Origin of the sequence: Actinomadura rupiterrae, from assembly GCF_024172125.1 — a bacterium.
Lineage (GTDB): Bacteria > Actinomycetota > Actinomycetes > Streptosporangiales > Streptosporangiaceae > Spirillospora > Spirillospora rupiterrae.
Genome location: NZ_JAMZEA010000014.1, coordinates 1 through 24645, shown reverse-complemented (window position 1 = coordinate 24645; position 24645 = coordinate 1). Strand labels below are relative to the sequence as shown.

Annotated in this window: 21 protein-coding genes; 10 read left to right on the top strand and 11 right to left on the bottom strand. The window is 74.0% G+C overall.

Annotated features, from left to right (window positions below; all coding sequences use genetic code 11):
• Window positions 1-68: 68 nt before the first annotated feature.
• Both FHU30_RS38275 and FHU30_RS38270 read right to left on the bottom strand, forming a co-directional pair.
• On the bottom strand, window positions 69-1667 hold the full coding sequence (locus FHU30_RS38275; RefSeq protein ID WP_253882472.1) for a multicopper oxidase family protein: 1599 nt from the start codon (window positions 1665-1667) through the stop codon (window positions 69-71).
• Complete coding sequence (locus FHU30_RS38270) at window positions 1660-2100, bottom strand: hypothetical protein (protein ID WP_253882471.1); 441 nt, start codon at window positions 2098-2100, stop codon at window positions 1660-1662. The genes FHU30_RS38275 and FHU30_RS38270 overlap by 8 nt, the downstream gene beginning before the upstream one ends.
• A gap of 113 nt (window positions 2101-2213) precedes the next feature.
• On the opposite strand from FHU30_RS38270, the gene FHU30_RS38265 reads away from it, so the two are divergent.
• Window positions 2214-3092: a LysR family transcriptional regulator gene (locus FHU30_RS38265; RefSeq protein WP_253882470.1), complete on the top strand. Its 879-nt coding sequence runs from the start codon at window positions 2214-2216 to the stop codon at window positions 3090-3092.
• A 73-nt stretch (window positions 3093-3165) separates the two neighbouring features.
• Here the strand turns inward: FHU30_RS38265 and FHU30_RS38260 are convergent, their stop codons facing one another.
• On the bottom strand, window positions 3166-3546 hold the full coding sequence (locus tag FHU30_RS38260; protein WP_253882469.1) for a hypothetical protein: 381 nt from the start codon (window positions 3544-3546) through the stop codon (window positions 3166-3168).
• A gap of 153 nt (window positions 3547-3699) precedes the next feature.
• Here FHU30_RS38260 and FHU30_RS38255 point away from each other — a divergent pair, with 153 nt between their 5' ends.
• Entirely contained in the window at window positions 3700-4176 is a 477-nt protein-coding gene (locus tag FHU30_RS38255) for a DUF1203 domain-containing protein (protein WP_253882468.1), read from the top strand.
• On the opposite strand, the gene FHU30_RS38250 is transcribed toward FHU30_RS38255, so the two are convergent.
• Window positions 4149-5180, bottom strand: coding sequence for a GlxA family transcriptional regulator (locus FHU30_RS38250; RefSeq protein WP_253882467.1), 1032 nt, complete (start codon window positions 5178-5180; stop codon window positions 4149-4151). The genes FHU30_RS38255 and FHU30_RS38250 overlap by 28 nt on opposite strands.
• A 99-nt stretch (window positions 5181-5279) precedes the next feature.
• Between FHU30_RS38250 and FHU30_RS38245 the strand changes: the two genes are divergently transcribed.
• On the top strand, window positions 5280-6098 hold the full coding sequence (locus tag FHU30_RS38245; RefSeq protein ID WP_253882466.1) for a dienelactone hydrolase family protein: 819 nt from the start codon (window positions 5280-5282) through the stop codon (window positions 6096-6098).
• Here the strand turns inward: FHU30_RS38245 and FHU30_RS38240 are convergent.
• Window positions 6086-6937 carry a LysR family transcriptional regulator gene (locus tag FHU30_RS38240; protein ID WP_301324277.1) on the bottom strand — a complete coding sequence of 284 codons (852 nt, stop codon included), beginning with the start codon at window positions 6935-6937 and terminating at the stop codon, window positions 6086-6088. The two genes, FHU30_RS38245 and FHU30_RS38240, sit on opposite strands and share 13 nt — an antisense overlap.
• Before the next feature lie 100 nt (window positions 6938-7037).
• Between FHU30_RS38240 and FHU30_RS38230 the strand changes: the two genes are divergently transcribed.
• Both FHU30_RS38230 and FHU30_RS38225 read left to right on the top strand, forming a co-directional pair.
• The gene (locus FHU30_RS38230; protein WP_253882465.1) at window positions 7038-7535 is read left to right on the top strand and encodes a cupin domain-containing protein; all 498 of its coding nucleotides are present in this window, start codon (window positions 7038-7040) and stop codon (window positions 7533-7535) included.
• Window positions 7536-7570: 35 nt separating this feature from the next.
• Window positions 7571-7933: a DoxX family protein gene (locus FHU30_RS38225; protein ID WP_253882464.1), complete on the top strand. Its 363-nt coding sequence runs from the start codon at window positions 7571-7573 to the stop codon at window positions 7931-7933.
• Window positions 7934-7973: 40 nt separating this feature from the next.
• On the opposite strand, the gene FHU30_RS38220 is transcribed toward FHU30_RS38225, so the two are convergent.
• The 3 genes from FHU30_RS38220 to FHU30_RS38210 form a co-directional block, all read right to left on the bottom strand.
• Window positions 7974-9095, bottom strand: coding sequence for a glycoside hydrolase family 5 protein (locus FHU30_RS38220; RefSeq protein ID WP_253882463.1), 1122 nt, complete (start codon window positions 9093-9095; stop codon window positions 7974-7976).
• A gap of 171 nt (window positions 9096-9266) precedes the next feature.
• Entirely contained in the window at window positions 9267-11336 is a 2070-nt protein-coding gene (locus FHU30_RS38215; RefSeq protein ID WP_253882462.1) for a hypothetical protein, read from the bottom strand.
• Between the two features lie 278 nt (window positions 11337-11614).
• Window positions 11615-12208 (bottom strand): helix-turn-helix domain-containing protein, encoded by a 594-nt coding sequence (locus FHU30_RS38210; protein WP_253882461.1) that lies wholly within the window; start codon window positions 12206-12208, stop codon window positions 11615-11617.
• 129 nt (window positions 12209-12337) lie between these two features.
• Between FHU30_RS38210 and FHU30_RS38205 the strand changes: the two genes are divergently transcribed.
• Both FHU30_RS38205 and FHU30_RS38200 read left to right on the top strand, forming a co-directional pair.
• Complete coding sequence (locus FHU30_RS38205; protein ID WP_253882460.1) at window positions 12338-15058, top strand: ATP-binding protein; 2721 nt, start codon at window positions 12338-12340, stop codon at window positions 15056-15058.
• Entirely contained in the window at window positions 15055-17358 is a 2304-nt protein-coding gene (locus FHU30_RS38200; protein WP_253882459.1) for a LuxR C-terminal-related transcriptional regulator, read from the top strand. The genes FHU30_RS38205 and FHU30_RS38200 overlap by 4 nt, the downstream gene beginning before the upstream one ends.
• Here the strand turns inward: FHU30_RS38200 and FHU30_RS38195 are convergent.
• Complete coding sequence (locus FHU30_RS38195; RefSeq protein WP_253882458.1) at window positions 17337-17837, bottom strand: hypothetical protein; 501 nt, start codon at window positions 17835-17837, stop codon at window positions 17337-17339. The two genes, FHU30_RS38200 and FHU30_RS38195, sit on opposite strands and share 22 nt — an antisense overlap.
• Before the next feature lie 263 nt (window positions 17838-18100).
• On the opposite strand from FHU30_RS38195, the gene FHU30_RS38190 reads away from it, so the two are divergent.
• Genes FHU30_RS38190 through FHU30_RS38180 form a run of 3 tightly spaced genes read left to right on the top strand, consistent with a single transcriptional unit; the run spans window position 18101 to window position 22370 of the window.
• A complete protein-coding gene (locus FHU30_RS38190) occupies window positions 18101-19240 on the top strand; it encodes a serine/threonine-protein kinase (RefSeq protein ID WP_253882457.1) in 1140 nt (379 codons plus the stop codon).
• A gap of 24 nt (window positions 19241-19264) precedes the next feature.
• Window positions 19265-20305: an outer membrane protein assembly factor BamB family protein gene (locus FHU30_RS38185; protein WP_253882456.1), complete on the top strand. Its 1041-nt coding sequence runs from the start codon at window positions 19265-19267 to the stop codon at window positions 20303-20305.
• A 31-nt stretch (window positions 20306-20336) separates the two neighbouring features.
• Entirely contained in the window at window positions 20337-22370 is a 2034-nt protein-coding gene (locus FHU30_RS38180; RefSeq protein WP_253882455.1) for a protein kinase domain-containing protein, read from the top strand.
• On the opposite strand, the gene FHU30_RS38175 is transcribed toward FHU30_RS38180, so the two are convergent.
• Window positions 22367-23830 carry a cutinase family protein gene (locus tag FHU30_RS38175; RefSeq protein ID WP_253882454.1) on the bottom strand — a complete coding sequence of 488 codons (1464 nt, stop codon included), beginning with the start codon at window positions 23828-23830 and terminating at the stop codon, window positions 22367-22369. The two genes, FHU30_RS38180 and FHU30_RS38175, sit on opposite strands and share 4 nt — an antisense overlap.
• Before the next feature lie 109 nt (window positions 23831-23939).
• A partial coding sequence (locus FHU30_RS38170; protein WP_253882453.1) for an aromatic acid exporter family protein occupies window positions 23940-24645 on the bottom strand: 706 nt, incomplete at its 5' end.

Below are 24645 nucleotides of genomic sequence, written 5' to 3'. Positions count from 1 at the left end.
CCTCCCAGCCAGAAAGGCCCCGTCCGCACCGGACGGGGCCTTCGGCCGTTCAGGTCACTTCGAGGTCGTCAGGTCACTTCGAGGTTCGCCATCATGCCCATGTCCTCGTGCTCGGCGTTGTGGCAGTGGAACAGGTAGCGGCCCTTGTACCCGCCGAACCGGGTGATGATCTCGGCCGCCTCGCCGGGACGCAGCGAGATCGTGTCCTTGAGCCCGGCGTCGTGGGGGAGCGGGTCCCTGCCGCCGCGCGACAGCACTCGGAAGCCGACCATGTGCAGGTGGACGGGGTGGTGGACGTCCGCGACGAGCCGCCACACCTCGACGTCGCCGAGCCGGGTCGTGACGTCCGTGCGTGACGGGTCGAAGGCGCGGCCGTCGATCAGCCAACCGTGCCCGCCGTCCATCCGTCCGGCGCGGAAGGAGAACTCGCGCACCCGGGCGGCGTCCGCGCGGCGCCAGGACGGCAGGTCCCTCGCGAGCACGCGCGGGACGCGGCTGCCGTCTGCGGCCTTGCGGACGACGTGGAAGGCCATCACGTCCCGGGTGCGTCCGGATCCGAGCCGGTTCACGATCCGCACCCGTCCGCCGATCGGGACCTTCGCGAAGTCGAGGACCAGGTCGTAGCGCTCGGCGGGCGCGAGCGGCAGGTTCCTGTGCCTCACTGGGGCCGCGAGCAGGCCCTGGTCGGCGCCGATCTGGACGAGGTCGAGCCGCCGCCCGTCGTCCAGCACCGCCTCCAGGTCGTAGTGCCGGGCGTTGGACGCGTTCAGGACGCGCAGCCGGTACCGCGCCGCGTCGACCTCGTGCATCGGCCACGGAGCGCCGTTGACCAGGATCACGTCGCCGAGCACGCCCGCGAGGTACGGCTCCTCGACGCCCGGCTTGTCCCGCAGGTGCCGGTCGAGCGAGGGGTAGTGCAGGGACCCGTCGGCGGCGAACGCGCGGTCGGCGATCATCAGCGGCAGCTCGCGCCTCCCGGACGGCAGCCCGAGCGCGTCCTCCGCGTCGTCCCGGACGATGTGCATCCCGGCGAGGCCGCGCCAGATCGCGGGGGCCGTGAAGTCCATCCGGTGGTCGTGGTACCAGAGCAGCGTCGCCCGCTGGTCCAGCGGAAAGGTGTAGTCGCGCGTCTGCCGGGTCACCACCGCGCGCGGGTCGCGCATCTTCCCCATGCCGCCGTGCATCCCGCCCATCATCGGACGCGGCTCCTCCCACCCCTGCGGCAGGACGAGGTCGGTCGGATACCCGTCGGACGACGCCGGCGTCCGCCCGCCGTGCAGGTGGACCACCGTAGGCACCGGCAGCTCGTTGCGATGGGACACGGTGATCGGACGGCCCCGGCGCGACTCGATCGTCGGCCCGGGGAAGCTGCCCTCGTACGTCCACAGCGGCGTCCGCACCCCGGGCAGGAGCTCCGCGCTCGTCTCCCGCTGCGTGATCGCGTACCGGTCCACACCGCCCGCCGTGCCGACCGGCTTCAGCACCGGCGGCACCGGAAGCGGCACCTGGAACGGCGGCGGCAGCGGCACCTTGCTGTGCAGCACGTCCCCGGTGCGCGGCGGACGGCGGGCCAGCGCGCCCGCGGTCGTCAGCCCGGTGAACGCCACGAGCCCGAGCGCCCCGCCGACGCCGAGCAGCTGCCGCCGCCCGATGCCCCGCTCACTCATCGCCGGCCTCCGGCGCGCGACGCGCGAGCGGCCGGAACCACACGGCGATGAACTGCACCACCAGCGCGACGATCGTCATCACGCCGAGCGGCAGGTGCAGCCACAACGCGCCCGCCATCCCCGCGAAGTACTGCACCGTCTCGGCCGCGACCAGCGCGACCGTCCCGGCGAAGGGCCAGGCGAGCTTCCGCCGCGCCCAGACCACGGCCGCCACGACCAGCTGGACGTAGCCCAGCGACGTGACGATGTTCGCGCCCATCTCGTGCAGGCGCAGCCCGCTGTACGCGCCGCTCAGGTACACGCCGGCGAACACCGGCTGCCCGGCGATCGCGACCACGTGCGCGCTGACGACCGCCCGCAGGGTCCACCCGGCGGGCCCGGTCCGGCGTCCGGCGGGCACGGCGGTGGCGGGCCGGTCGGCTGCGGTGACCATGAGGCGTCCCCCTCCCTCGTCCTCGGTTCTTGATCACCACGAAGCTATGACCCGCGCGTTATCATGTCCAAGACGAATATTGCTATATGGCTATGACATCGGAGGCATGACCCGTGGAGCTGAACACCCTCGCCCAGTTCCTGGTGGTGGCCCGGCTGGAGCACCTCAGCCGCGCCGCCGAGGAGCTCCACGTCGCCCAGCCCTCGCTCAGCCGCAGCATCGCCCGCCTGGAGGGCGAGCTGGGCACCCCGCTGTTCGACCGCGCCGGACGCCTCCGCCTGAACGACGCCGGACGGCTGTTCCGCGACCACGTCGAACGCGCGCTCGGCGAGCTGGACGCCGGACGGCGGGCCGTGGCCGAGAGCACGGGCGAAGGGTTCGGGACCGTCCGGCTGGCGTCGGAGACCTTCCTGACCCTCACCGGGCCGCTCGCCGCGTTCAAGCGCGCCCATCCGGACATCGAGGTCGAGCTGCGCCAGCTGCCCGCCGAGGAGATGGCCCGCCGGCTGCGCGCGCAGGAGGTCGACCTCTGCGTCTCCTCCCAGCCCATCCCCGCCGAGGGCCTGCAGCCGGTCCGGCTGTTCGACGATCCGGTGGGCGTGGGGGTGTCCGCCGACCACCCGCTGGCGGACCGCGCCTCGGTGCGCGTCGAGGAGCTGGCGGCCGAGCCGTTCATCGCCACCAGCGCGGGGCACTGGCAACGCCGCCTGCTCGACCGGCTGTTCGCCGCCCGCGACCTCACCCCGAAGATCGTCTGCGAGGTGGACGAGCCGAGCGCCATCGCCGAGCTGATCGGCGCGGGGCTCGGCGTCGCGCTCGTCCCCGGCTTCGGGCGCCGCGCCGGCGCTCCCCGCCTGCCCGTCACGTGGGTCGCCGTCGACGACCCCGACTCCCGCCGGACGGTCACCCTGTCGTGGTGGGACGGCGCGCACCTCTCGTCCGCCGCCCGCCTGATGCGGACGGCCATCACCGAGTGGCCCTGGACGGCCTGACCGCGGCACCGCCCTCGGGCCGCCCCCGCCCGTCCGGGACCGCTAGGCGGGGCGGCTCCCGCCCGTCCGACTGCTAGGCGGGGCGGCGTCCGGCCGGACTCCGGCCCAGCGAGAGGAGCCACCGCCAGCGGCGACGCTCGGTGAACACGGTCGCTGCGGCGAGCACCGACACGACGACCGCGACGTAGGCGGGCCAGGTCGTCCAGGCGACGACCACGGCCGCGACCAGATGCAGGACGACGAGCGCGATCGTCACGGCGCCGGGCACCGGGACGATCACGTTCGCCTTGTCGCCCGGAGTGGAGAACACGGTCGGCAGCCCGATCAGCACGACCAGCGCGAGCACGGCGAGCACCCACGAGTGGCTCCACAGGGCCCACGGCACGCCCACCCAGGCGACCAGTTCGGTGGCGAAGCGCAGCACCGAGGGGAAACGGTCGTTCGGTCGTTCCAAGGTCGTCTCCCGGGGGGCGCGTCGATCGTCAGCGCGTGATCATAAGGCGGGCCGGTGCCCGGCGGCCAGGGTTTCCGCCGTCGAATCCCGTGGTCGAATGCGGTGTCGGATTCCTGCCAGCGTCCTGCGGCTGAGCGGGCGAAGCTTGTCGGCATGGGAGATGACGCGAAGCTGGTGTTCGAGGCGATTCCGCAGGACGAGCTGGACCGGATCCGGACCGGGCTCCGCGACGAGACGGGACGCCCGCTCGCCGTCCAGGTGGACGAGGAGGGCGGCAACCCGGTGCGGTGCTGCCTGCGCGAGACCGAGCCCGGCGACCGGGTGCTGCTGATCGCCTACACGCCGCCCGGCGGGTCCGGCGCCTATGCCGAGCGCGGGCCGGTCTTCGTCCACGCCGAGGACTGCGGGGGGTACGCCACGCCGCACGACTACCCGCCCGCGCTGAGCTACCGGCGGCAGGTCGTCCGCGCCTACGGGCAGGGCGGCACCCTCGTCGAGGGCGTTCTCGTCGCGGACGGCAAGGAGGGCGAGGCGGTGACCAGGGACCTGCTGGCCCGCCCGGACGTCGCCCTCGTCCAGCTCCGGAACGTCGAGGCGGGCTGCTACAACTTCGCCGTCAGGCTCGCCTGAGCCGTGCGGTCCGGACCGCACGGCTCAGGCGAGCGGTTCGGACCGGGGCGGAAGGCCGTCCGGTAGTCCCGGGGGCGGCGGCCGGTGTGGCGGGCGAACAGCGCGGCGAAGGTGCCCGCGTCGCCGTAGCCGACCGCCGCGGCGATGCCCGCGACCGTCCGGTCCGTGGTCTCCAGCAGGTGGCGGGCCCGGCGGACGCGGGCGGCCTGGAGGTAGGCGAGGGGGCTCTGGCCGGTCTCGGCGGCGAAGCGGCGCAGGAGCGTCCGGCTGCTGACGTTGAACGCGCCCGCCAGGGCGGCCAGGTCGTAGCGGTCGGCGAGGCGCTGGTCCAGGTGCCGCATGACCTCGCGGGAGAACGCGCTGCCCGGCTCGGGCAGGAGCCGGGCGTCCACGTACGGGGTCTGGGACGAGCGCGCGTCGTCGAGCAGGGCCAGGCGCGCGGTGGCCCGCGCGACGCCGGGACCGCTGTGCCGCCGGATCAGGTCCAGGGCGAAGTCGTACATGGCGCTGAAGGCGGCCGTGGTCGTCACGCCCCGATCGGTCACGACGAGCCGATCGGCCCGGACGTCGGCCTCGGGGCGGTGCCGTGCCAGCCGCTCGGCGTAGAGCCATGCGGTGGTGGCCTGCCTGCCATCGAGCAACCCGGCCTCGGCCAGCAGGAAGGCCCCGACACAGATCGACACGATCGCCTGACCGGACGCGGCGTGCGCCCGGATCGCGGCGACCTCGGGGCGGAGGGCGGCGAGCGTCCCGTCCAGGTCCAGGTCAGGGGCGAGCTCGAAGCCGGGCACGATCAGGACGTCCACCTCGCGCGGCGGCACCACCGCCAGCGCCGCACCGCCGGACGCGACCACGCGCCGCCGCGGCGAGACGACCGAGACCTCGAACCCGGCCCGGCCCGAACCGGCGACGTGGGCGGCCATCGTCAGCAGGTCGGGGACGCCGAACACCTCGGACGCGAAGCATCCCGGATAGGCCAGGACACCCACCCGCAGCGCACTCACACCCGGCTCCTCACCACGAAGGGACGCTGGCGAGATTACCCCGATACATGGCGATCCGGCCCATCGCCCGGTGCGGCCGTCCCAGGTCACGCTGGGGAGGTGACCAACGATGATCCGATCACCGACTTCTCCCACCGCCGCGTGGACGTGGACGGCGTGGAGAAGACCGTCCTCGTCGCGGGCACCGGCCCGGCCGTCGTCCTGATGCCCGAGATGCCCGGCATCAGCCCCGACGTCCTCCGGCTGGCCCGCTGGATCCGCGACGCGGGCTTCACCGTCTACGTCCCGTCCCTCTTCGGCCGGGACGGCGCCTACCCCACGGTCGAGGACGGCGAGAAGGTGATCCGCCGCGCCTGCGTCAGCGCCGAGTTCCGCGCCTTCGCCGGAGGCGGCACCAGCCCCGTCGCGTCCTGGCTGCGCGGCCTCGCCCGCCTGGCCCACGCCGAATGCGGCGGGCCCGGAGTCGGCGCGATCGGCCTGTGCTTCACCGGCAACTTCGCCCTGACCATGGCGCTCGAACCGTCCGTCATCGCGCCCGTGGTCAACCACCCGTCCCTCCCGCTGGACGACCCGGCGGGACTCGAAATCGGCGACGAGGACGCCCGCGCGATCCGCGACCGCGTCACCCGCGACGGCCTGACCGTCCTCGCCTACCGCTTCGACAACGACCGCTGGTGCACCGGGCAGCGGTTCGCCGCCTACCGGTCGCTGCTCGGCGACGCCTTCGACGGCCGCGTCCTGCCCGGCGAGGCCGCCAACACCGACCCGCCGCCGTTCTTCCGCGACATGGTCCAGACCCCGCACAGCGTCGTCACGGCCCACTTCGTCGACGAGGAAGGCCACCCCACCGTCCAGGCCAGGGACGAGATCCTCGCCTACCTGGCCGCCCGCCTCCAGCGCACCGCTCAGGCCCGGTAGGCCGTCGCCGCCGCTTCGACGAACGAGCGGACCAGCGGGTTGGCGTCACCGTCCTTCCAGGCGACCACGACATGGCTCGGCTCCATGTCGGCGAGCGGGACGAGCGCCAACCCCTCGGGCGGCTCGTGCCCGAGGGGTGAGATGCCGACCGTGCCGTTCCACAGGACGACCTGCTGGCATTCCTGGACGACCCGGACGACCGGCCCCTCGCGCGGCTCGCCGCCGTTCCAGTACGCGCGCCACGCCGGGTCGGTGCCCTCCGGGAACTGGAACCACTGGCGATCGGCCAGGTCGGAGAGCTTCAGCTGGTCGCGGGCCGCGAGCGGATCGTCCGCGCGCAGCACCGCCCCGACCGGATCGCTGCGCAGCCGCCGCACCGTCAGCCCGGTCTCGTCGAACGGCGCGCGGGTCAGCGCGACGTCCACCAGGCCCGCCCGGAGCCCGCAGGTCGGATCGGTCAGGTCGGCGTCCCGGACGCGGACCTGGACGTCCGGATGCCGCGACCGGTACGCGGCGGCCAGCCGCAGCGGCCCCGGATCGGTACCGTCGCTCAGTATCCCGACCGCGATCGTCGCGGTCCCCGCAGCCGCGGCGACCCGCACGCGCGCCCGGTCGGCCCGGTCGAGCAGCGCGCGGGCCTCCTCCAGCAGCGCCGTCCCTGCCGGGGTGAGCGCGACACCCGCAGGCGACCGGACGAACAGCGCCGCGCCGAGATCGCGCTCCAGCGCCTTGACCGCCCGGCTCAGCGGCGGCTGGCTCATGTGCAGCCGCGCCGCGGCCCGGCCGAAGTGCAGCTCCTCGGCGACCGCGACGAAGTACCGCAGCGTGCGCAACTCCATGAACGGCCACGATACCGATGCGGTATCGGCTCCACCCAGCCGGTCTTGGACACGGCGGCCGCGCGGGCGGTGGACTCGGACCATGACACGGCAATCGGATATGACGCCACAGGCACCCGCGGTCTCCGTGGTCGGCCCGGACGACGGCGAGGTCATCATGCTCGGCAGCACGCGCTTCCGCGTCCTGGAGGACGGCACGACCACCGGCCACCGGCTCGGCCTCGCCGAGTCCGTCCTCGCCCCGCGCACGCCCGGCCCGCCGCAGCACCGCCACGCCCGGCACGACGAGGGCTTCTACATCGTCTCCGGCACGGTCCGGTTCACCGTCGGCGCCGACACCTACGACGCGACCGCCGGGACGCTGGTGATGGTCCCGCCCGGCGCCCCGCACACCTTCGCCAACCCGGCGGACGAACCGGCCGTCATGCTGAGCACCTTCACCCCCGACCTGTACGTCCAGTACTTCCGGGACCTGGGGGAGATGATGTCCGGCGGACGGCCCCTGACCCGGGAGGCGAACATCGAGGCGATGAGCCGCTACGCCACCGAACCCGCCGACGAAGCGGTCATCGAGCCGACCACCGAGTCCGCCCGCTAGCGGCACTCACGTCTCCAGCGAACGGAAACCGAACGATGCACGTCGCCTACTGGATCGTCGCGGGGCTGCTCGCCCTGTTCTACCTCTACGCGGGCGTCCTCAAGACGACCCGGACCCGGGAGCGGCTGCGGCCGATGATGGCCTGGGTCGACACCGTCCCGATGCCGCTGGTCAGGGCGATCGGCGGCGTCGAGATCCTCGGCGCGGCGGGGCTGGTGCTGCCGCCCGCCACCGGGATCGCGGCCTGGCTCGCGCTCGCCGCCGCCGTCGGGTTCGTCCTGCTGCAGCTCGGCGCGACCCGCGTCCACCTGCGGCTCGGGGACCGGCAGATCGCGCTCAACCTCGTTCTGCTGGTCACGGCGGCCGTCACCGCCTGGCTCGCGACGTCCTGGCTGTGAGCCGCAGGGCCCCCATCGGTCCGGGGGCCCTGCGCCCGGATCAGCGGACGAGGCCCGCCCACGCCTTCCACGAACCGTTGCCGTTCACCATCGAGAACGTGCCGTTGTCGGAGTACTCCCACCAGGCGTAGCCCAGGCCCTTGGACTTGAACAGCGCGACCTTGTCCTTGATGAACTGGTCGTGCCCGGCCGCGCGGCCGCCGATGCCGAACTCGCCGATCCACACTGGCAGCTTCACCTTCTTGGCCATGTCGAGGTGCACCTGGAGGTGCTTGGCGAGGTTGGCCTTGTCGGCGGGCTTGTATCCGGTCGTGCCGTCCGAGGCGTTGGGGGACGTCCCGATGTCGTTGCGGTCGAAGCCCACCCCGGCGTTGCCGGTGTAGTAGTCGTGCACCGACCAGATCAGGTTGGACCGCCTCGTCGGCTTGAACGAGGCGAACGCACTGCTCGGCACGCGCGCGTCGCCGTAGGTCGGCTCGATCGCGATGCCGGTCTTCGCGTCCTTCGCCCGGATCGCGTTGACGATCTTGGTGTAGTCGGCGAGGACGCTCTTGTGGTTCACCGGCCACCGGTACGGCTCGTTCACCGGGTCGTAGGCCGCGAGCGCGGGGTTGGCGCCGTAGCGGGCCGCGAGCTGCTGCAGGAAGCGCAGCCCGTTGGACGCCACGGCGCCCATCCCGTCGGCCTTGCGGGCCCAGGCGGGGACGCGGCCCTGGCCTTCCGGCTGCCCGTAGAGGTGGACGCAGTCGAGCACGACGTACAGGCCCGCGGACCTCGCCCTTCCGAGCGCGGTGGACAGCGTCTTGAAGGCGGTCTCGTTCCACGCGCCCTTGCGCGGCTCGAAGTCATCCCAGAACAGGACGAACCGCACGCTGGTGAAGCCCTTGGCCTTGATAGCCGTGTAGGCCGGCTGGGCCCAGGTGTCGCCGGACCGGGCGTCCCACACCGGCTGCACGTTCGGGCCGACCAGGCGCTGGGCCTTCCCGTCGGCGCGGACGAACGCCTGCGTGGCGGTGGAGTGCAGCTTGCCGAGGCCCGCCGCCGCCGTGCGCGCGCCGGAGTCGGCGCCGGAGAGCGCGCCGCTGCGGTCGGGGGAAGTGCCGCAACCGGCGGCGCCGAGGGCGAGGGCGGCGGGGATGAGCACCCAGGGGAGTCGTCGCATGGATCCACGTCCGTTCAAGCGATCTTGGTGCTGGCGCTGAAGATCATCCGTGCCGCGCCGCCCGCGCGTGCCGACCCGCCGCCATCGTTATCCGACCGTTGCCTCCACGCCCGCTGAGGAGCGCCTCAGTGCACCGTGGCGAGGACGGTCAGTGCTAGGTGACGAGGACGGTCAGTGCGACGTGGCGAGGACGGCGGTCTGGAGGAGTTCGGTGACGGTCCCGGTGAATCCCGGGATCATGCGGAGGGCGAGGTGCCACGCGCCCGGGTCGGGGTCGAGGTGCTCGCGGACGAGCGGCCCCAGCACCGCGCGGGCCTCCGGCGTGGTCATCGCGGCGAGCACGTGGGCGGCGGGGTGCCCGAGCGTGATCGCGTCCTCCCAGGTCAGCGCGCCCGCCCTCACCGCCCGGGGCAACCATGGACCGGCCTGCCTGCCGCCCAGGACCTCTTCCGGAGTCTCACCCTGGATGACGCTCGGGTTGGCCTCGACCCAGCGCCAGCGGACGCGCTCGGCCTCGTCCCGGATCCATTGCGGGCATTCGGGGACCTCGATGAGGCCGAGCATGACCACCGGGCTGAACGGCTCGCGCCGGTGCTCGGCGATCAGCTCGTCCCAGTGCCACAGGTGCGCCTCGCGGAACACCTCCGCTCCGGGATGCGTGCCGTGCTCGCGCAGCCGCTCGATCTGGGCCTCGGCGGTCTCGCCGGCGACGACCTTGGCGCGCAGTTCCGCCAGCGCGGCGTCCGCGTCCGGCTGCGCCAGCAGCCTGGCGGCAGACCGGCGGACGTCGGAGCGGATCACGTTGCGGCTGAAGTTGCGGCCCTGCAGCTTCTCGTCCAGCAGCGCGGACACGGCGGCCGGCCCGCCCCGCTCCCACAGGTTCAGCAGCAGCCGCAGCTGCGGGATGTTTCCGCGGACCCGGACCATCTCCATGATGTGCCGCTGGAGCCGCGCGTCCGAGCAGCCGATCGCGTCGCGGGCGCGGAACCCGCCCTGGCGTCCCAGCAGGCGCTCGACAAGCTCCTTGGTCAGCCGTCCCGCGAGCAGCCGTTCCCGCTGCGGGCCGGTCGCGCCGTTCCGCAGGCACAGCCGCGCGTTGACGTCCGGGTCGCCCCGTCCCATCAGCGCCTCGATCGCCTCTTCGGTGAGCGACGGACGCTGCGCGAGCGCGAGCCGGTAGCGCTTCGGCCTGGCGCCGAGCGCGAAGTCGAGCCAGGCGTCGCGCCACTCGCCCTGCCCGAACAGGTCGCTGACCGTCCGGTCGTCCAGGTGCTTGAGCAGCTTGAGGTGCGTCTCGTCGGGCGCGGCGTCGAGAAGGGTCAGGAACCTGGCCCGGGCGCCGGTGACCGACGCGACGCGATCCCAGGCGGGCATCTCGCCCGCGCCGGGCCACTTGGCCGCCGCCTTCTTCGCCTTGCTCGATGCGCTCTTGCCGGACGTGCCGACCTCGGCCACCAGCTCGGCGAGGTCTCCGCTGAACCGCGCCAACCGCGCCCGGACGGTCCGCCAGGCTTCGACGTCGTCCCCGAGATGCTCGGCCACCAGCGCCCGCAGTTTCTGATCGTCGCCGGTGGGCGCGGCTTCGGGCGCGGGCGGGCGGAGGTCGGCGGGGCAGTCGGCGCGCGTCGCCAGCGCAAGCAGCGCGTTCTTCCCGAATAGGCGCTCGGCGTGGGCGTCACGGACCGCGTCCCAGTCGATGTCGTCGCGCAGGCCCAGCATGTCGAGGTACACGTCCAGCCCGTGGCCGAGGCCCTCGAACTCCTGGAACTCCTCGATCAGCCCCGCGGTGCCTTCGGCGACGTCCATGGCCGCCCGCAGTGCGGCGATGTCACCGCTGCCCAGGATCTCGACGACCTCCGGACGCAGCTTGTCCCGATCGAGCTGCCGGAGCCCCTCCGCCCCGCCGTCATGGTCGTGGACGGTCACCAGCCCCCGGAGCTGCTCGGCACGCGTCAGCCCGTAACCGGGCACGACGAGCATCGTGCGCGCGACCCCTTCGAGCGGGCACACCACCGAGGCGCGCCTCTGGCGCGGCATGCTCATCCTCAAGGTCTTCAGCGGGCCGTCCGGTTTCGTCCAGCCCCATTGCGGGCTCGCGGCGGCCAGCACCTCGCGGTAGGCGCGGAGCGGCCACCAGCCGCTCTTGACCCAGCTGGGCGGGCCGCTGAAGATCGCTGCGGCCACGTCCGCATGCCCGGTCGCCGCGAGGCGCCGCCACAGGCCGGGGACGGCGCTGACCACGTCCCAGTTGCTCGCGAGCTGGTGGAGGGACTCGCCGCGCCGCTCCCGCAGGAGCGCCTCGATCAGCGGGGCGGGCAGCGGGCCTCGCGCCAGCGACTCGCCGAAGCAGCTGGGCGCCGAGGCGACCAGCGGCTGCCAGTCGTCCAGCTCGGAGGCGGCGAACAGGGCGGCGAAGGCACGCTGGTCGATGTTGATGGGAAGCTCCTAGAAGGCCGGTTCGGCCCGAGAGCGTAGCCACCGCGAGATGATCTTCGCCACCGGTTCCGCCGACTCCCGGGTCAGGACGGACCGCGCGCCGCCGGGCGGGCGCGGACGTGCGCGCGCTCGCCCTGCGGCCCGAACAGGACGAGGGTCTCGACGGGGTTCCCGTCGGCCGATCCCAGCCAGTGCGGCAGCGCGGTGTCGAACTCGGCGGCCTCGCCCGCGGTCAGGACGAGGTCCCGGTCACCGAGCACCAGCCGCAACCGACCGCTGAGGACGTACACCCACTCGTAACCGCCGTGCGTCTGCGGCGTCGGCTCCGCCGGTTCCGGACGTCCCGGGATCAGCATCTTGAACGCCTGCACGCCCGTCGCGCCCCGGGTGAGCGGGATGAACGTCATCCCGTGGCGGCGGATCGGACGCAGGTGGATCCGCGGGTCGCCGGTCCGGGGCGCGCCGACCATCTCGTCCAGCGGGACCCCGTACAGCCGGGCAAGCGGCAGCAGGAGCTCCAGCGTCGGCCGCCGCCCGCCGCTCTCCAGCCGGGACAGGGTGCTCTCGGACGTCTCGGTCGCCGCCGACACGTCGGCGAGGGTCAGCCCGCGCTGCTTGCGCAGCGCCCGCAACCGCGGGCCGACCATGTCCAGAACCCGGTCCGTCTCGTCCGCCATGCGTCCGACCTTGCCACAGCGGCAAGTTCTCATGCAGTCCCCGTCGCCTGACCGGAACCGGTCCTACGCGTCGCCGGAACGGAGGCGCAGTCTGTTCCGTGTGCAGTCGGCGCGAACGACGGGGGCGTCATGGAACCTCTGCTGGTTGGCCGCGAACCGGAGCTCGCCGCCCTGGAATCGGCGCTGGACGCCGCCTCGCGCGAAGAGCGCGTGCTCATCGAAGTGTCCGGGGAGCCGGGCATCGGCAAGACCCGGCTGATCGCCGAGCTGCGCGCGCGGGCGCGCGACCGGGGCTTCGCCGTGCTGGACGGCACCGCGACCGAGTTCGAGCGGGAACGTCCGCTCGCAGTACTCCAGGGCCGGGCGGCCGGACCGGAGTGGACGGCCGGCGTGGAACGCTTCGTGCTGTTCCGCCGCCTGACCGCCCGGCTCGCCGAACGCGCGGACGGGCGTCCGCTGCTGGTCGCCTGGGACGACATGCACTGGGCCGACGACGCGTCCTGCGAGTTCCTCGACCACCTGCTGCACCATCCTCCGGCCTGCCCGCTGGCCGTGGCGGTCGCCTACCGGAACCGGCAGGCCGCCTACCGGCTGGCCGCCGTCCTGTCGGGCACGCACTCCGGCGTCCGGCGCGTCACGTGCGAGGTCGGGCCGCTGCCCGAGGACGCGGCGGCGCGGCTCACCGACCGGCCGTGCCCGGACGGCGGCGGGAATCCGCTGTACCTGCTGGCTTCGGCCTCCGCCGCGGGCGGCGAGGGAACGTCCGCGGCCGCGCTGTTCGCCGCCGAGTTCGCCGGGCTCGACGCGTCCGCCAGGCTCGTCGCGCAGGCGGCGTCGGTCCTGGGCGAACCCTTCACCGCGGAGCAGGCCGGACGGGTCGCCGCCGTCCCGTCCGGCGCGGTGCTCGACGCCCTGGACGCGCTCGCCGCCCGCGACCTGATCCGTGAGCTGGACGCTGCCTGCTTCGACTTCCGCCACCCCCTCGTCCGCGCCGCCGCGTACACGCTCCCCGGCGGGACGCCTGCCGAGGCGCACGGACGGGCGGCGCGGGTGCTCGCCGATGCGGGACGTCCGGTTGAGGAGTACGCCCACCACGTCGTCCGCTCGGCGCGGCCCGGCGACGTCCATGCCGTGGAGCTGCTGGTGACGGCGGCGAACGTCGTCCTCGCCGGAGCGCCGGTGACGGCCGTCCGCTGGATCGAGGCGGCCCTGGCGCTGCTGCCGCCCGGACGTCCCGACCACCGGCTCCGGCTCACGCTCGCCCGCGCCCACCACGCGCGCGGGCGCTTCGCCGAGAGCCGCGACCTGCTCGCGGACGCCCTGCGCGACCGCCCCTGGGGCGACGCGCATGACCGCGACCACCTCGCCCTGCTGTCCTTCCACGCCATGCTCGGGCACCACCTCGGCGACCTGGGCGCGGCCGCGGACGACGTCGGACGGGAACTGGAGCGGCTGCCCGCCGACCGGCCGGACCTGGTGGCCGCGCTGCACCTGGAACGGGCCGGGCTGTGCGAGTCGGGCGGCGACTTCGCCGCGGCACGCGAGTCGGCGCGGCGCGCGCTCGACGCGCTGCCGGACGACCGGGTCGTCCAGGCGCGCGCCCTGACCGTCCTCGGCCTGGTGGACCTGCATTCGGGCCGGGCCGGGGCGGGGGAGCGGCTGATCCGGACCGCCGCCGAGACCACCGACGGCCTGCTCGACCCCGAACTCGCCCCGGTGCCGTCGCTGGGCTGGACGCTGGCGTGGGCGGAGGTCCAGCTGGAGCGGTTCGCCGACGCCGACCGCCACTTCGCCCGGACGCTGCGCCTGACCCGCGCGGCGGGCCGCAACGAGTACGTGCACGAATGCCTGGTCGGGCGCGCCACGGCCGGGCTCTGGCTGGGCCGCGTCCGCGAGGCGCGGGCGCACGCCGCCGACGCGCTCGCCCTCGCCGAGACGATCCGCAGCCCGGAGATGGCCGGGACCGCGCTGATCCGCTTATGCCAGGCCGACCTGTGGGGAGGCGACGAGCGCGCCGCCGTCGAGTGCGGCCACCGGGCCGTCGCCGCGCTGCGCGGTGAACGCAGCCCGTGGTTGCCGACCAGCAAGGCGGTGCTCGGCATGGCGCACATCGTCGCTGCCGAGACCGCCGCCGTCCCGGACGTTGACGTGCTCGCCCTCGGCAGGGCCCTGCTTCTGGAAGCCGGTGGCGGCGCGGACCTGCCCGAACTCGCTCGATCACAGGCGCCCATGTGGTTTGAGCTGCTCAGCCGTGCCGAGTTGCTGCGCGACGACCGCGCCGCCGCGGAACGCTGGGCCGCGCTGTGCGTCGCCGCGGCCGAGGAGGCCGGCTCACCCGGACGGCTCGCCTACGCCGACCTGGCCACCGCGCGCCTGCTGTCCGACCAGGACCCATCGGCCGCGGCGCTGCTCGCCGAACGCGCCGCGCACCGCTTCGCCGCGACGGGCGTCCGGCTGTGGGAAGGGCAGGCGCTGGTCCTCGCCGGGACCTGCCACGGCCTCGCCGGGGACGTCACCGCCGCGCGGCGCTCCCTCGGCCGGGCCCGGACGCTGTTCACCGGCTGCGGCGCGCCCGCTTGGGCCGACCATGCCGTCCGGCGGTCCCGCCGGATCGCGGCGCGGCTGCCCCGCACGGTGCTTGATCCGTCCACCCCGCCCGCCGTGCTGACCGCGCGCGAGCGGGAGATCGCCGAGCTGGCGGGACGAGGGCTGACCAACCGGCAGATCGCCGCCCGGCTGCGCATCAGCGCCCGCACCGTCGAGCACCACCTCGCGCACCTGTTCCGCAAGCTGGACGTCCCCAACCGCGCCGGGCTGGCCTCCCGGCTCGGCGATGGGCCCTCGGCATGAGCCTCGTCGGACGGGCCGACCTCGTGCGCGACCTCGCCGCCGCCCCCGGAGGTTCGGTCGTCGCCATTCCGGGAGATCCGGCGCTCGGCAAGACCGCGCTGCTTCGGGAAGTGTGCCGGACGCGGTCTCCGCATTCCGGCCTGGGCCAGTGCCGACCCGCGCCCGATCTTGCGTTCGGCGCATTCGTCCGGGCCCTCGAAGCCGTCCCGGGCGCGGATGTGCAGCACCTTCCGAGCGACTCGATGCATGACGTGCTCGCGGCTGCCCGTGCGGTTCGCGATCCCGTCCTGCTGGCGCTGGACGACCTGCACCACGCGGATCCCGACATGCTCGACCTGCTGGAGGCCCTGATCACGGAACCGCCGCCGAACGTCGCTCTTCTCCTCGCCTACCGTCCCCGGCAGGCGCCGCCACGGCTGCGCGACCTGCTGCGATCCGTCGCGCGCGTCCGGCTGCGGCGCCTGCGGCCCGCGGAGATCGCGGAGATGGCGGGCGGACGAGACGGCCCGGCCCTACGCCGGAGCGGCGGCTACCCCGGCTACGTCCGCGAACTCCTCCGCGACGGGACCGGCCCGAGCCCGCTGCTCGCCGCTGAGCTGGCCCACTTGGAGCCGGGCCAGGTGGCGGCGCTGCGGGCTACGGCCGTCCTCGGCGCCCGGTTCCGCGTGACCGACCTGGCGGCGGTCACCGGCCTGAACCCGGAGCGCTGCGCGTCCCTCCTCGCCGATCTGAAGGCGCGGGACCTGTGCCGCCACGACCGCCGCAGCGGACTCTGGCGGCATCGTCATGAGGTCGTCCGCGAGGTGCTGTACCGGGACATCCCACCTGGCGAGCGCCTGCGTCTGCACGAGCGCCTCGTCCGCGACCCCGACGGCTCGGAAGCTGATCTCCGCCTTGCCCGCGGCCTCGTCGCTGAGGGCCGTCCGGAAGAAGCACGGGAACGACTGCACCGCCTGCTAGAGAGCCTTCCGCCAGGAGACCGCCGCATCGACGCGCTGCGACTCTGCGTCCGGGCCGAGCAACTCCTCGGCCGCCATGACGAGGCCGTCGCCCTCGCGGAAGCAGGACTGACCGAACACCCTGATTCCGCCACCCTCGCCCTGGCCAGAACCGAAGCCCGCCTCATGCGCGGCGACTCGGTTCCTCTGGACGACATCCCGAACCCGAGGCCCGGCCGACGCGACGCCGCAGTCACTGCGTTCGCCGCCCTGACGAGCGGCAATTCGCCGCGCAGTTTCGACGCGCACAGCGCCGACCCTCACGTTCTCATCGCGACCGGCCTGTGCGAGCTGTACGCAGGAAAAGCAGCGCGGGCCCAAGCGCGCTTCGACCAGGCTCTAGCGTCGACCGTGCCGGCAGGGCGGCCGTACGTTCTGGCCCTGCGCGCCCTAGCGCTGACCCGCTGCGGACGCTTAGACCACGCCAATGACACGGCCGCGCGAGCCGTCGCTACCGCGCGCGCAGGAGGCGGCGACGAAGCGCTCCGTCTCAGCCTCGCCGTCCGCGCATCAGCTGCCGCCTGGACGGCCGACCACAAATTGGCGTCGGGATGCATCGCCGAAGCCCTCGCCCTGCGCGCGCCCGCGCGAAGCCTGGCCAACGGGACGGCCGTCGCCGAGATGGCCTGGGCGCGCCGCCTCGCCGAGGATCACGCGGGCTGCGCCGACCTCCTGCTGGCCGAGGGCGGCGGCCGCGACCTGCCCGCGCTGCCGGGACCGGCGGGCGTCCTCGGCCTCATGCTGCTCGCCGACTGCGCGTCCGATATCCACGATGCCGACCGGTCGGCCAGAGCTGCGAACCTGCGCGCCGAGGCGAGCGGACTGCCCCGCGACCGGGCCATCGCCGACCTGGCGCTTGCCGCCGCGTCCCGTCCCGCCGACCGTGCGGAGCACGCCCGCCGGGCCGCCGCAGGCTTCCTCCGCCTGGGCGACCCGGCGTTGGCCGCATGGGCGCTCATCGCCGTGGCGGACGCTTCGGCGAGCACGGGACCGCTGGCCCGCGCAGCGATCCTGGCCCGCCGATGCGGCGCGACGCCGCTCGAACGCAAGGCACGACGCGGCCTCCCCCGCCTCCTCGACGACCACGAGAGCCGGATCGCGACGCTCGTCACCGCAGGACGCACCAACCAAGAGATAGCCGCCGAACTCCACCTCAGCATCCGCACGGTCGAGCGGCGGCTCACGGCCCTGTTCGCCAAGCTCGGCGTCGTCTCACGCGCGGCCGTCGCGCTCGCCGTGACGTCCGGGCTGTCCGGAGCGTCCGGGGCGTCCGGCGCCGATCAGCAGGTGGACCTCACCTGAGCCTTGGCCGCCTGCGACGTCCGGGGAGCGCTGAAGTTGGCGTAATGCCCGAGCGCATTGATGTTCGCGTGGTACCAGTAGCCCGTGGAGGACATCTGCGGCCCGCCGACATCGCTGAACCCGAACAGGTAGTTCCCCGAACCGTCTAGGAACGACACCGTCAACCACCACTGGTCGTAGTTGTTGGTGTGCGTGGTCTTCGTATATCCGTCCCAGTGGAAGGTCGGGTGCGGGAACGGCACGCCCTTGGGCGAGTCGGCCACGTTGATGCTGCCCGTCCACGTCACCGACGTCCCCTGGCTCATGAAGCAGTCGCCGACACCCCAGTCCCCGGGGATCGTGACCGTGGGACGCCCCTGCCCGTCGAAGGTGACGTTAAGAGTGAGCGTGGAGTCCGCCGCGAACGCCGGCACGGCCGCCGCCAGCGGAACCACCAGCCCCACCAGCGCCGCCGCCACTCCGAAGACCCGTCGTCTCATGCCCCTGCCTCTCCAGGACGACCCCGGCCACCTGGACCGGAGCCGACGATGTGACAGCAGGAGTGTCGTCCGGCCCGTCCGCGGCGAGCATCGGTTATCCCCGCCATCCGCTACCGGCGGGGCCGGGCGAGGGGCCTGCGGTTCGGGGGCGTGACGTCCTCACGGTGTGCCGGGGCCCCTCGCTGCGATTTGTCCGGTCCCTCCCGTCCCGGCGGCGGAGTTGATGTTGAATGTCGCGGGACGTCGGCGCCGAGGGAGGGGCCATGCAGCCGCAGGACGCGGTCATGCCCGGCGGCATCGGCCCCTACCGGCCGCTGCGGCTCCTGGGCGAGGGCGGCATGGGGCAGGTGCACCTGGCGGTGTCCCCGGGCGGACGGCTCGTGGCGGTCAAGGTCGTCCGGCCCGAGCTGGCCGAGGACGCGGCGTTCCGGGCGCGCTTCGACCGGGAGGTCCGGGCCTGCTCGGCGGTGAGCGGCGCGTTCACCGCCGCGGTCGTGGACGCCGACCCCGCCGCCCCGGTCCCGTGGCTGGCCACCGCCTACGTCCCGGGCCCGTCGCTTCAGGAGGCCGTCGCGGCGCACGGGCCGATGGACGAGCGAACCGTGCGGACGCTCGGCGCGGGCCTCGCCGAAGCGCTGCTCGCGGTGCACCGGGCCGGGCTGGTGCACCGCGACATGAAGCCCGGCAACGTCCTGATCGCCGGGGACGGCCCGCGCGTCATCGACTTCGGCATCAGCCGGGCCCTGGACGGGACCGTCCTCACCCGGACCGGGACCGTCCTCGGCTCGCCCGGGTACATGGCGCCCGAGCAGGTCGCCGCGCCGCAGGACGCAGGTCCGCCCTGCGACGTGTTCGCGCTCGGCGCGACGCTGGTCTACGCGCTGACCGGCCGGGGGCCGTTCGGGACGGGCAGTGCGGCCTCGGTGCTCTACCGGATCGTCAACTCCGAGCCGAACCTGGACGGCGTGCCGCCCGGGCTGGGGCCGCTGCTCGCCGACTGCCTGCGGAAGGACCCGGCGGCCCGGCCCACGCCTGAACAGCTCCTCGGCATGTTCGGCGCCGGTTCCGCCTGGCCGCCGCCCGCCCTGTGGGACGACCTGCGACGCCGCGCCACCGAGGCCGCCGCCCTCGCCGCCGCCCCGCCGCCTCCCGTCCGCCACCAGACCACCCAACCGAAAGCGGCCCCAAAGCCGACGGGCGGACATGGCCCGAACCGTCGGCGCGTGCTCGGGCTCACGGCAGCCGCGGTCGGCGGCGTCGCGGGGCTGGCCGGTGTCGGCGCGCTGGTCGAGCAGGGGATCGGCGGGTCCGGCGCGCGGCACGGTGCCGCTCCTCGCGGTTCCGCCCGGCCGACCGGAGTGGCCGTCCGGAAGGAACCGGTCCGGGGCGACGTGCCGATCTGAATCTACGCCGATCCCAGCGTCAGCGTGCAGGCCGGCACGGTGGCCGCGGGCGACCTGCTCGTGGCATCGACCGCCGGCGCCGGAGTGTTCGGCATCGATGCGAACCACGGCACGACGCGCTGGCACATCCCCGGCATTGCGGGCGCCCACCCGGCCGGAACGACCGTCGCGGCAGGCACCAACGTCTGGCTCGACGGAAGCACGCTCTACGGCATCGTCGATGCCGCACCGGCCCAGGGCCAGACGCTCGCGGCGATCGACCCGCGCACCGGCGCCGCCCGGAAGGTCGGGCTCGTCGCCCCGGGGACCGAGGCGGTGAGCTCCGTCGGCCCGATGTCCGGGTCCGTCCTGATGTGCTCGATGAGCATGGCCGACCCGACCGACCTCCGGCTGGCGGCCTACGACCTGGAGGCCCGGAAGATCCTCTGGACGCGTCCGCGCAGGGGCGGCGCGTTCCCGGCGCTGGCGGCCGACCGGCACGGCTTCTACGTCGCCGAGACCCTCGGGACGGCCGAGACCGGCGACCTCATCGCGCTGGACGCCCGCACCGGGAAGCAGCGCTGGGGCACCACCCTTCGCGGCACGTCGGGCCAGCTGTTCATCGCGGGCGGGATGCTGGTGGCCCGATACGGGCCGGCCTCGGACGAACCGCACCAGCTGCTCGGGATCTCGCCCGCAGACGGCACGACCAAATGGCGGCTGGACGCGGGGCCGATGGCGCAGGCCGCCGCCACCGGCACGCACGTCTACCTGCTCGGCGCGGACTACAGCGTCCGGGCCGTCGACCCGTCCTTCGGGAAGGTCCGCTGGCATGTCGAAGGCAAGGGCGCCAAGCAGCTCGACCCGAGCCCGAACCTGATCGCGGCGTCCGACCGGGTGGTGGCGGCCGCGATCGCGACCGGACGCTCGAAGGGGTTCCGCGTCCTCTCTCCTGCCAACGGGAAGAGCGCCTGGACCTACACGCTGCCGGGCGACATCTCGACGTCGTACGGCCTGGCCGTCGTCGGCGACATCATCTGCCTGCTCACGTCCGGAAGCCGGGCCCTCACCGGCTTCCGCGCGTAAGGGCCCGCAGAAGCCGCGCCAGAGGAGCCGCATGCAGTCTCTCCAGGACGCCGAACCCGGCGCGGTCGGGCCGTACGCGCTCCTCGGACGCATCGGCGCGGGCGGCATGGGACGGGTCTACCTGGGCCGGTCGCCGGGCGGACGGCCCGTCGCGGTCAAGGTCGTCCGGCCCGAGCTGGCCGGGCAGCCCGGCTTCCGCGAGCGGTTCCGGCGCGAGGTCGCCGCCGCGCGGCAGGTGAGCGGCGCCTACACGGCCCCGGTGCTGGACGCCGATCCCGAAGCGCCGACGCCGTGGATGGCCACCGCCTACATCGCCGGTCCGTCGCTCCAGCAGGCCGTCGACGCGCACGGCCCGCTCGACCCGGCGGCGGTGGCGCGGCTCGGCGCGGCGCTGGCCGAGGCGCTGGCGGCGATCCACGCGCTCGGCCAGGTCCACCGCGACCTCAAGCCCGGCAACATCCTGCTCGCCGCCGACGGCCCGCGCGTGATCGACTTCGGCATCGCGCGCGTGCTGGACGACAGCGTGCTCAGCGCCGCCGGGCAGGTCGCCGGCACGGCGGGCTACCAGGCGCCCGAGCAGGCCGAGGGCGAGCAGGTCGGACCCGCCGCCGACGTCTTCGCGCTGGGTGCCGTGCTGGCCTTCGCCGCCGCAGGCCGTCCGCCGTTCGGAACGGGCCCGGCTGCGGTCCTGATGTACCGGGCCGCGCATGAGGCCCCCGACCTGTCCGGCCTCCCCGCCGACCTGGCCCGGATCATGGCGGACTGCCTGGCGAAACCACCGGCCGACCGTCCGTCGGCGCGCGACCTGCTCGCGCGGTTCCCGTCCGTCCAGGCGTCTGGGAACTGGACGCTGCCGCAGCCGATCCTCCGCGACATCGAGCACCGGGAAGCGACGCTCGCCGAGACCTTCGCCGTCACCCGGGTGCGTCCCCCGAAGCGCCGGACGCTCCTGCTCGGCGGCCTCGGAGCAGCAGGCGCCGCCGTTCTGACCGCAGGCGGTGGCGCGGCCATCTGGGAGGCGCAGCGACGCCCGTCGCGCTCGAAAGCCGCCCGCACATCGACCGGAAAGGGACCGCGGTTCCCCGCACTCCACCACGCCTGGTCCGCGAACGGCGTCACCGGCGCGCGCCGCCCGTTCGTTCTCGGCCACACCCTGTTCAGCGGCGCCGGCACGTCCATCACGCCCGGTGTGAACGCGACCGACGTCCGGGACGGCAAGTTCATGTGGGGGCAGGGATCGATCGGCCCGCTGTGGGGCGACGCGGCCGGTGTCGTCGACCGGACGACCCTGTACGCAATGTCGAACCTCTACATCGTCGCCTACACGATCGACACCGGCGACGGGACGTGGGGATGGCGCGACCAGACCTCCAACACCACCTTCGCGCCGCAGTTCGCCGTCGGCGGCAGCCTCATCTGCACCGCCGAGAACGGCGAAGCGCTGGCGCTCGACCTGCGCCGGCGGCGTCCGAGGTGGCGGCGCAAGCTCTACTCACCGCCGACCGGCGCCGACCTGGTCACCGGCGTGGCGTGGCCCGCCGGACGGCTGTTCTACCTGGGCGACGCGTCCACCGGGTCCGTGCTCGCCTTCGACACGGCGACCGGCGCCCGGCGGTGGACGGCCCCGCAGGTCGCGGGCCCGACGACGCTGCTGGCGGGCGGCCTCCTGTTCGTCGGCGGCCCGTCCCGGCGGCTGGCCGCCCTGGACGCCCGGACCGGCGCGGTCCGCTGGACCTCGGACCACCACGCGTCCAGCCTGACCGTCCACGACGGCCGCCTCATCGTCGCCGGGGACGGCCTGCACGCGCTCGACCCGGCGACCGGTGCCGCGCACTGGAGCTCAGACCACCTCGTCCCGGACAACGGAGTCGCGACGGTCGCCCGGGGCGTGGTCGCCTACGTCAGCGACCAGCAGGTCCACGGCGTCGACCCGGCAACGGGACGGCCGATCGCGAGCCATCCCGTCCCGACCCTCACCGGACGCAACGCCGTCGCCGTGGCCTTCGGCGACCTCCTCATCCTCGGCAACGACCGCGCCCTGATCGCACTGAGCTTCACCGCCTAGCAGAGGGTGTCGTAGAAGCCTTCATGGAGCAGCGCGTCCGGATGCGTGCCGGCGGGTGTGACGGCATCGGGGTTGCTCACGCCGTGGGCGGTGACGCTGTAGAGGAACCGGTTCTGACCGAACACGAACGGGAGGTTCTGCGACCACGTGTCGGACGCGCCGGCCGCGACGGTCCGGCTGGTCGAGCCCGGAGCCGGAGTGATCGTCCCGCCGTTCGTGTACCCGACGCCGCCGTCGAACGTGGCGGCGGCAGGAGAACCGCTGTCGTTCAGGACGGTCTGAACCCGCGTTGTGCCCGGAGTGAGGCTGACGCACGCGTGGCTCAGCAGGTGTGCCGACGGGACAGCCGCCGTTGGTGTCACCTTCGGCGACCCGGACGTGGCGAAATACTGCGCCGCCGTGTAGGCGCCCGCGAACGAATCCTGCGCACCGTAGGTGAGGTGCTGGTCGAGGAAGTTCGGACCGGGCGTCCCCTGGCACGCGGGATCCTGGTCGTGGCACCACGAGTGCACGGTGAACCGCCGGGGGATCGGCGCGGGCAGCGGAATGACCGGTTGGGCCGCGTTCGCGATGCCCGAATGCCCTGGCGTGAACGCGCCGTGCAGCGTGATCGCGGCGCGCGCGGGGTCGTAGCCGGGGCTTCCGGGCTGGTTCCGGTCGCCGGGCTCGAAGTTGACGTCCGCGAAGATCTCGACCAGGTCGTTCGGGCCGACCCCGGCGGCCAGGCGCGCGTCCGCGAGCGTCCGCCGCAGCACGTAGGCGCCCTGCGAGTAGCCGATGACCAGCAGGTGCGAGTCCGGGCACGCGGCGTCGAGCCGGTTCAGGTCGCCGACCGCCTGGTCGATCCCGAGCTTCACGCTCGCGAGGAACTGGCCGGGGATGTCCAGGTAGCTGCTGTCGGTCATCAGGTAGTCGGCGGGGTAGTGGTCGGCGTAGAGGGCGGTCGTCCCGGGTGGTTCGACGGCGGCCAGCCGCTGGTAGACCGCGTTCGCGATGACCCCGGCCCCGTGGTCGGCCGCCAGCCCGCTGCGGCTCCACCACTTCTGGGAGGCGGGATCGACGCCCGCATCGACGTCCTCCCGGGCCCCGCGGATCGCGTAGGTGATGACGGCCGGGCACGAGGTGATCGTGGCGGGCACCGCGTCGAACCCCGGCTCCACGCTCGCGGGCGGCGGATAGACCCAGCTTCCGTCGCTCTGCTTCACCGGGACGAACGGGTAGGCGCCCGCATGGTCGGCGTCGCAGGCACCGGGATCGGTGACCGGCGCGGTCGGGTTGTCGATGGGGAAGCCGTACACGTAGCCGGTGTCGGGGTCGGTGGCCGTCCGGCGGAGTTGGCAGCCGTCCGCCTCGGCCCTCGCGCCCGGCCCGCACACCCCGGCCGTCCCGGCCAGGACCGCCAGGGCGGAGGCGAGGACCCGGCTGCGGAGGGACGTCCTGCTCCGAGTCGATCTGCGCACGGTGGTCTCCTGCCTCGTCGTGGACCAACTCACTCAGACGAAGCTATCTATTTGACATTCGCCGCGATACGCACCCGATGACAACGAGGCGGCGCGCGCCCGGGGCGGTCTAGGCGTCGCGGTCGTCGTGACCCTCGGCGTCGTCGGGGGTGTCGTGGGAGGTGCGGGCCTCGCGCCAGGCGTCGCGGACGATCGCGGCCGCCTCGCGCTGGCCCCGGCCCGCGTAGACCAGGACGTCCTCGGCGGTCAGGCACAGCACGGCGCCGACCGCGTTCAGCGCCTCGTGGTGGAGGGTGGCCGCGGCGGTGGAGCGGACGAGGTCGAGCATCTGGCCGGACGCCAGCGCCCCGGCGTTGCCGTCGTCGGTGGACAGCGTCACCAGGACCTGCTGGAACCGGTGCGGGACGGCGTGCGCGGTCGGCCGCTCCTCCGGCGGCGGCATCAGGATCGTCCGCATCAGCGTGAGGGAGCTCAGGCTGAGCAGCTCCAGCCGCCGCGCGTGCCGGACCTCCCGCTTGACGGCGGCCAGCCGCCGGAGATGCAGGGGGGAGAGCCAGGCGGAGCGGGTGCTCGCGCCGCGGATGTCGGTCAGGTCGGCGAGGTGGAAGGCGGTCTCCTCCATCTCCGAGAGCGCCTCGGCGGTGAGCTTGCGGTCGGCCCGGTGGATGCCCTCGGTGACCAGGCCGACCGTGGCGGCGAGGTGCGCGAGCGCGTCGCGCTCGACCCGGCGCAGCACGGCGACCGGCTCGGCCGGGAGCAGCAGCTGGCTGAACAGCAGCGCGACCGCGACGCCGATGACCGCGTCGACCAGCCGA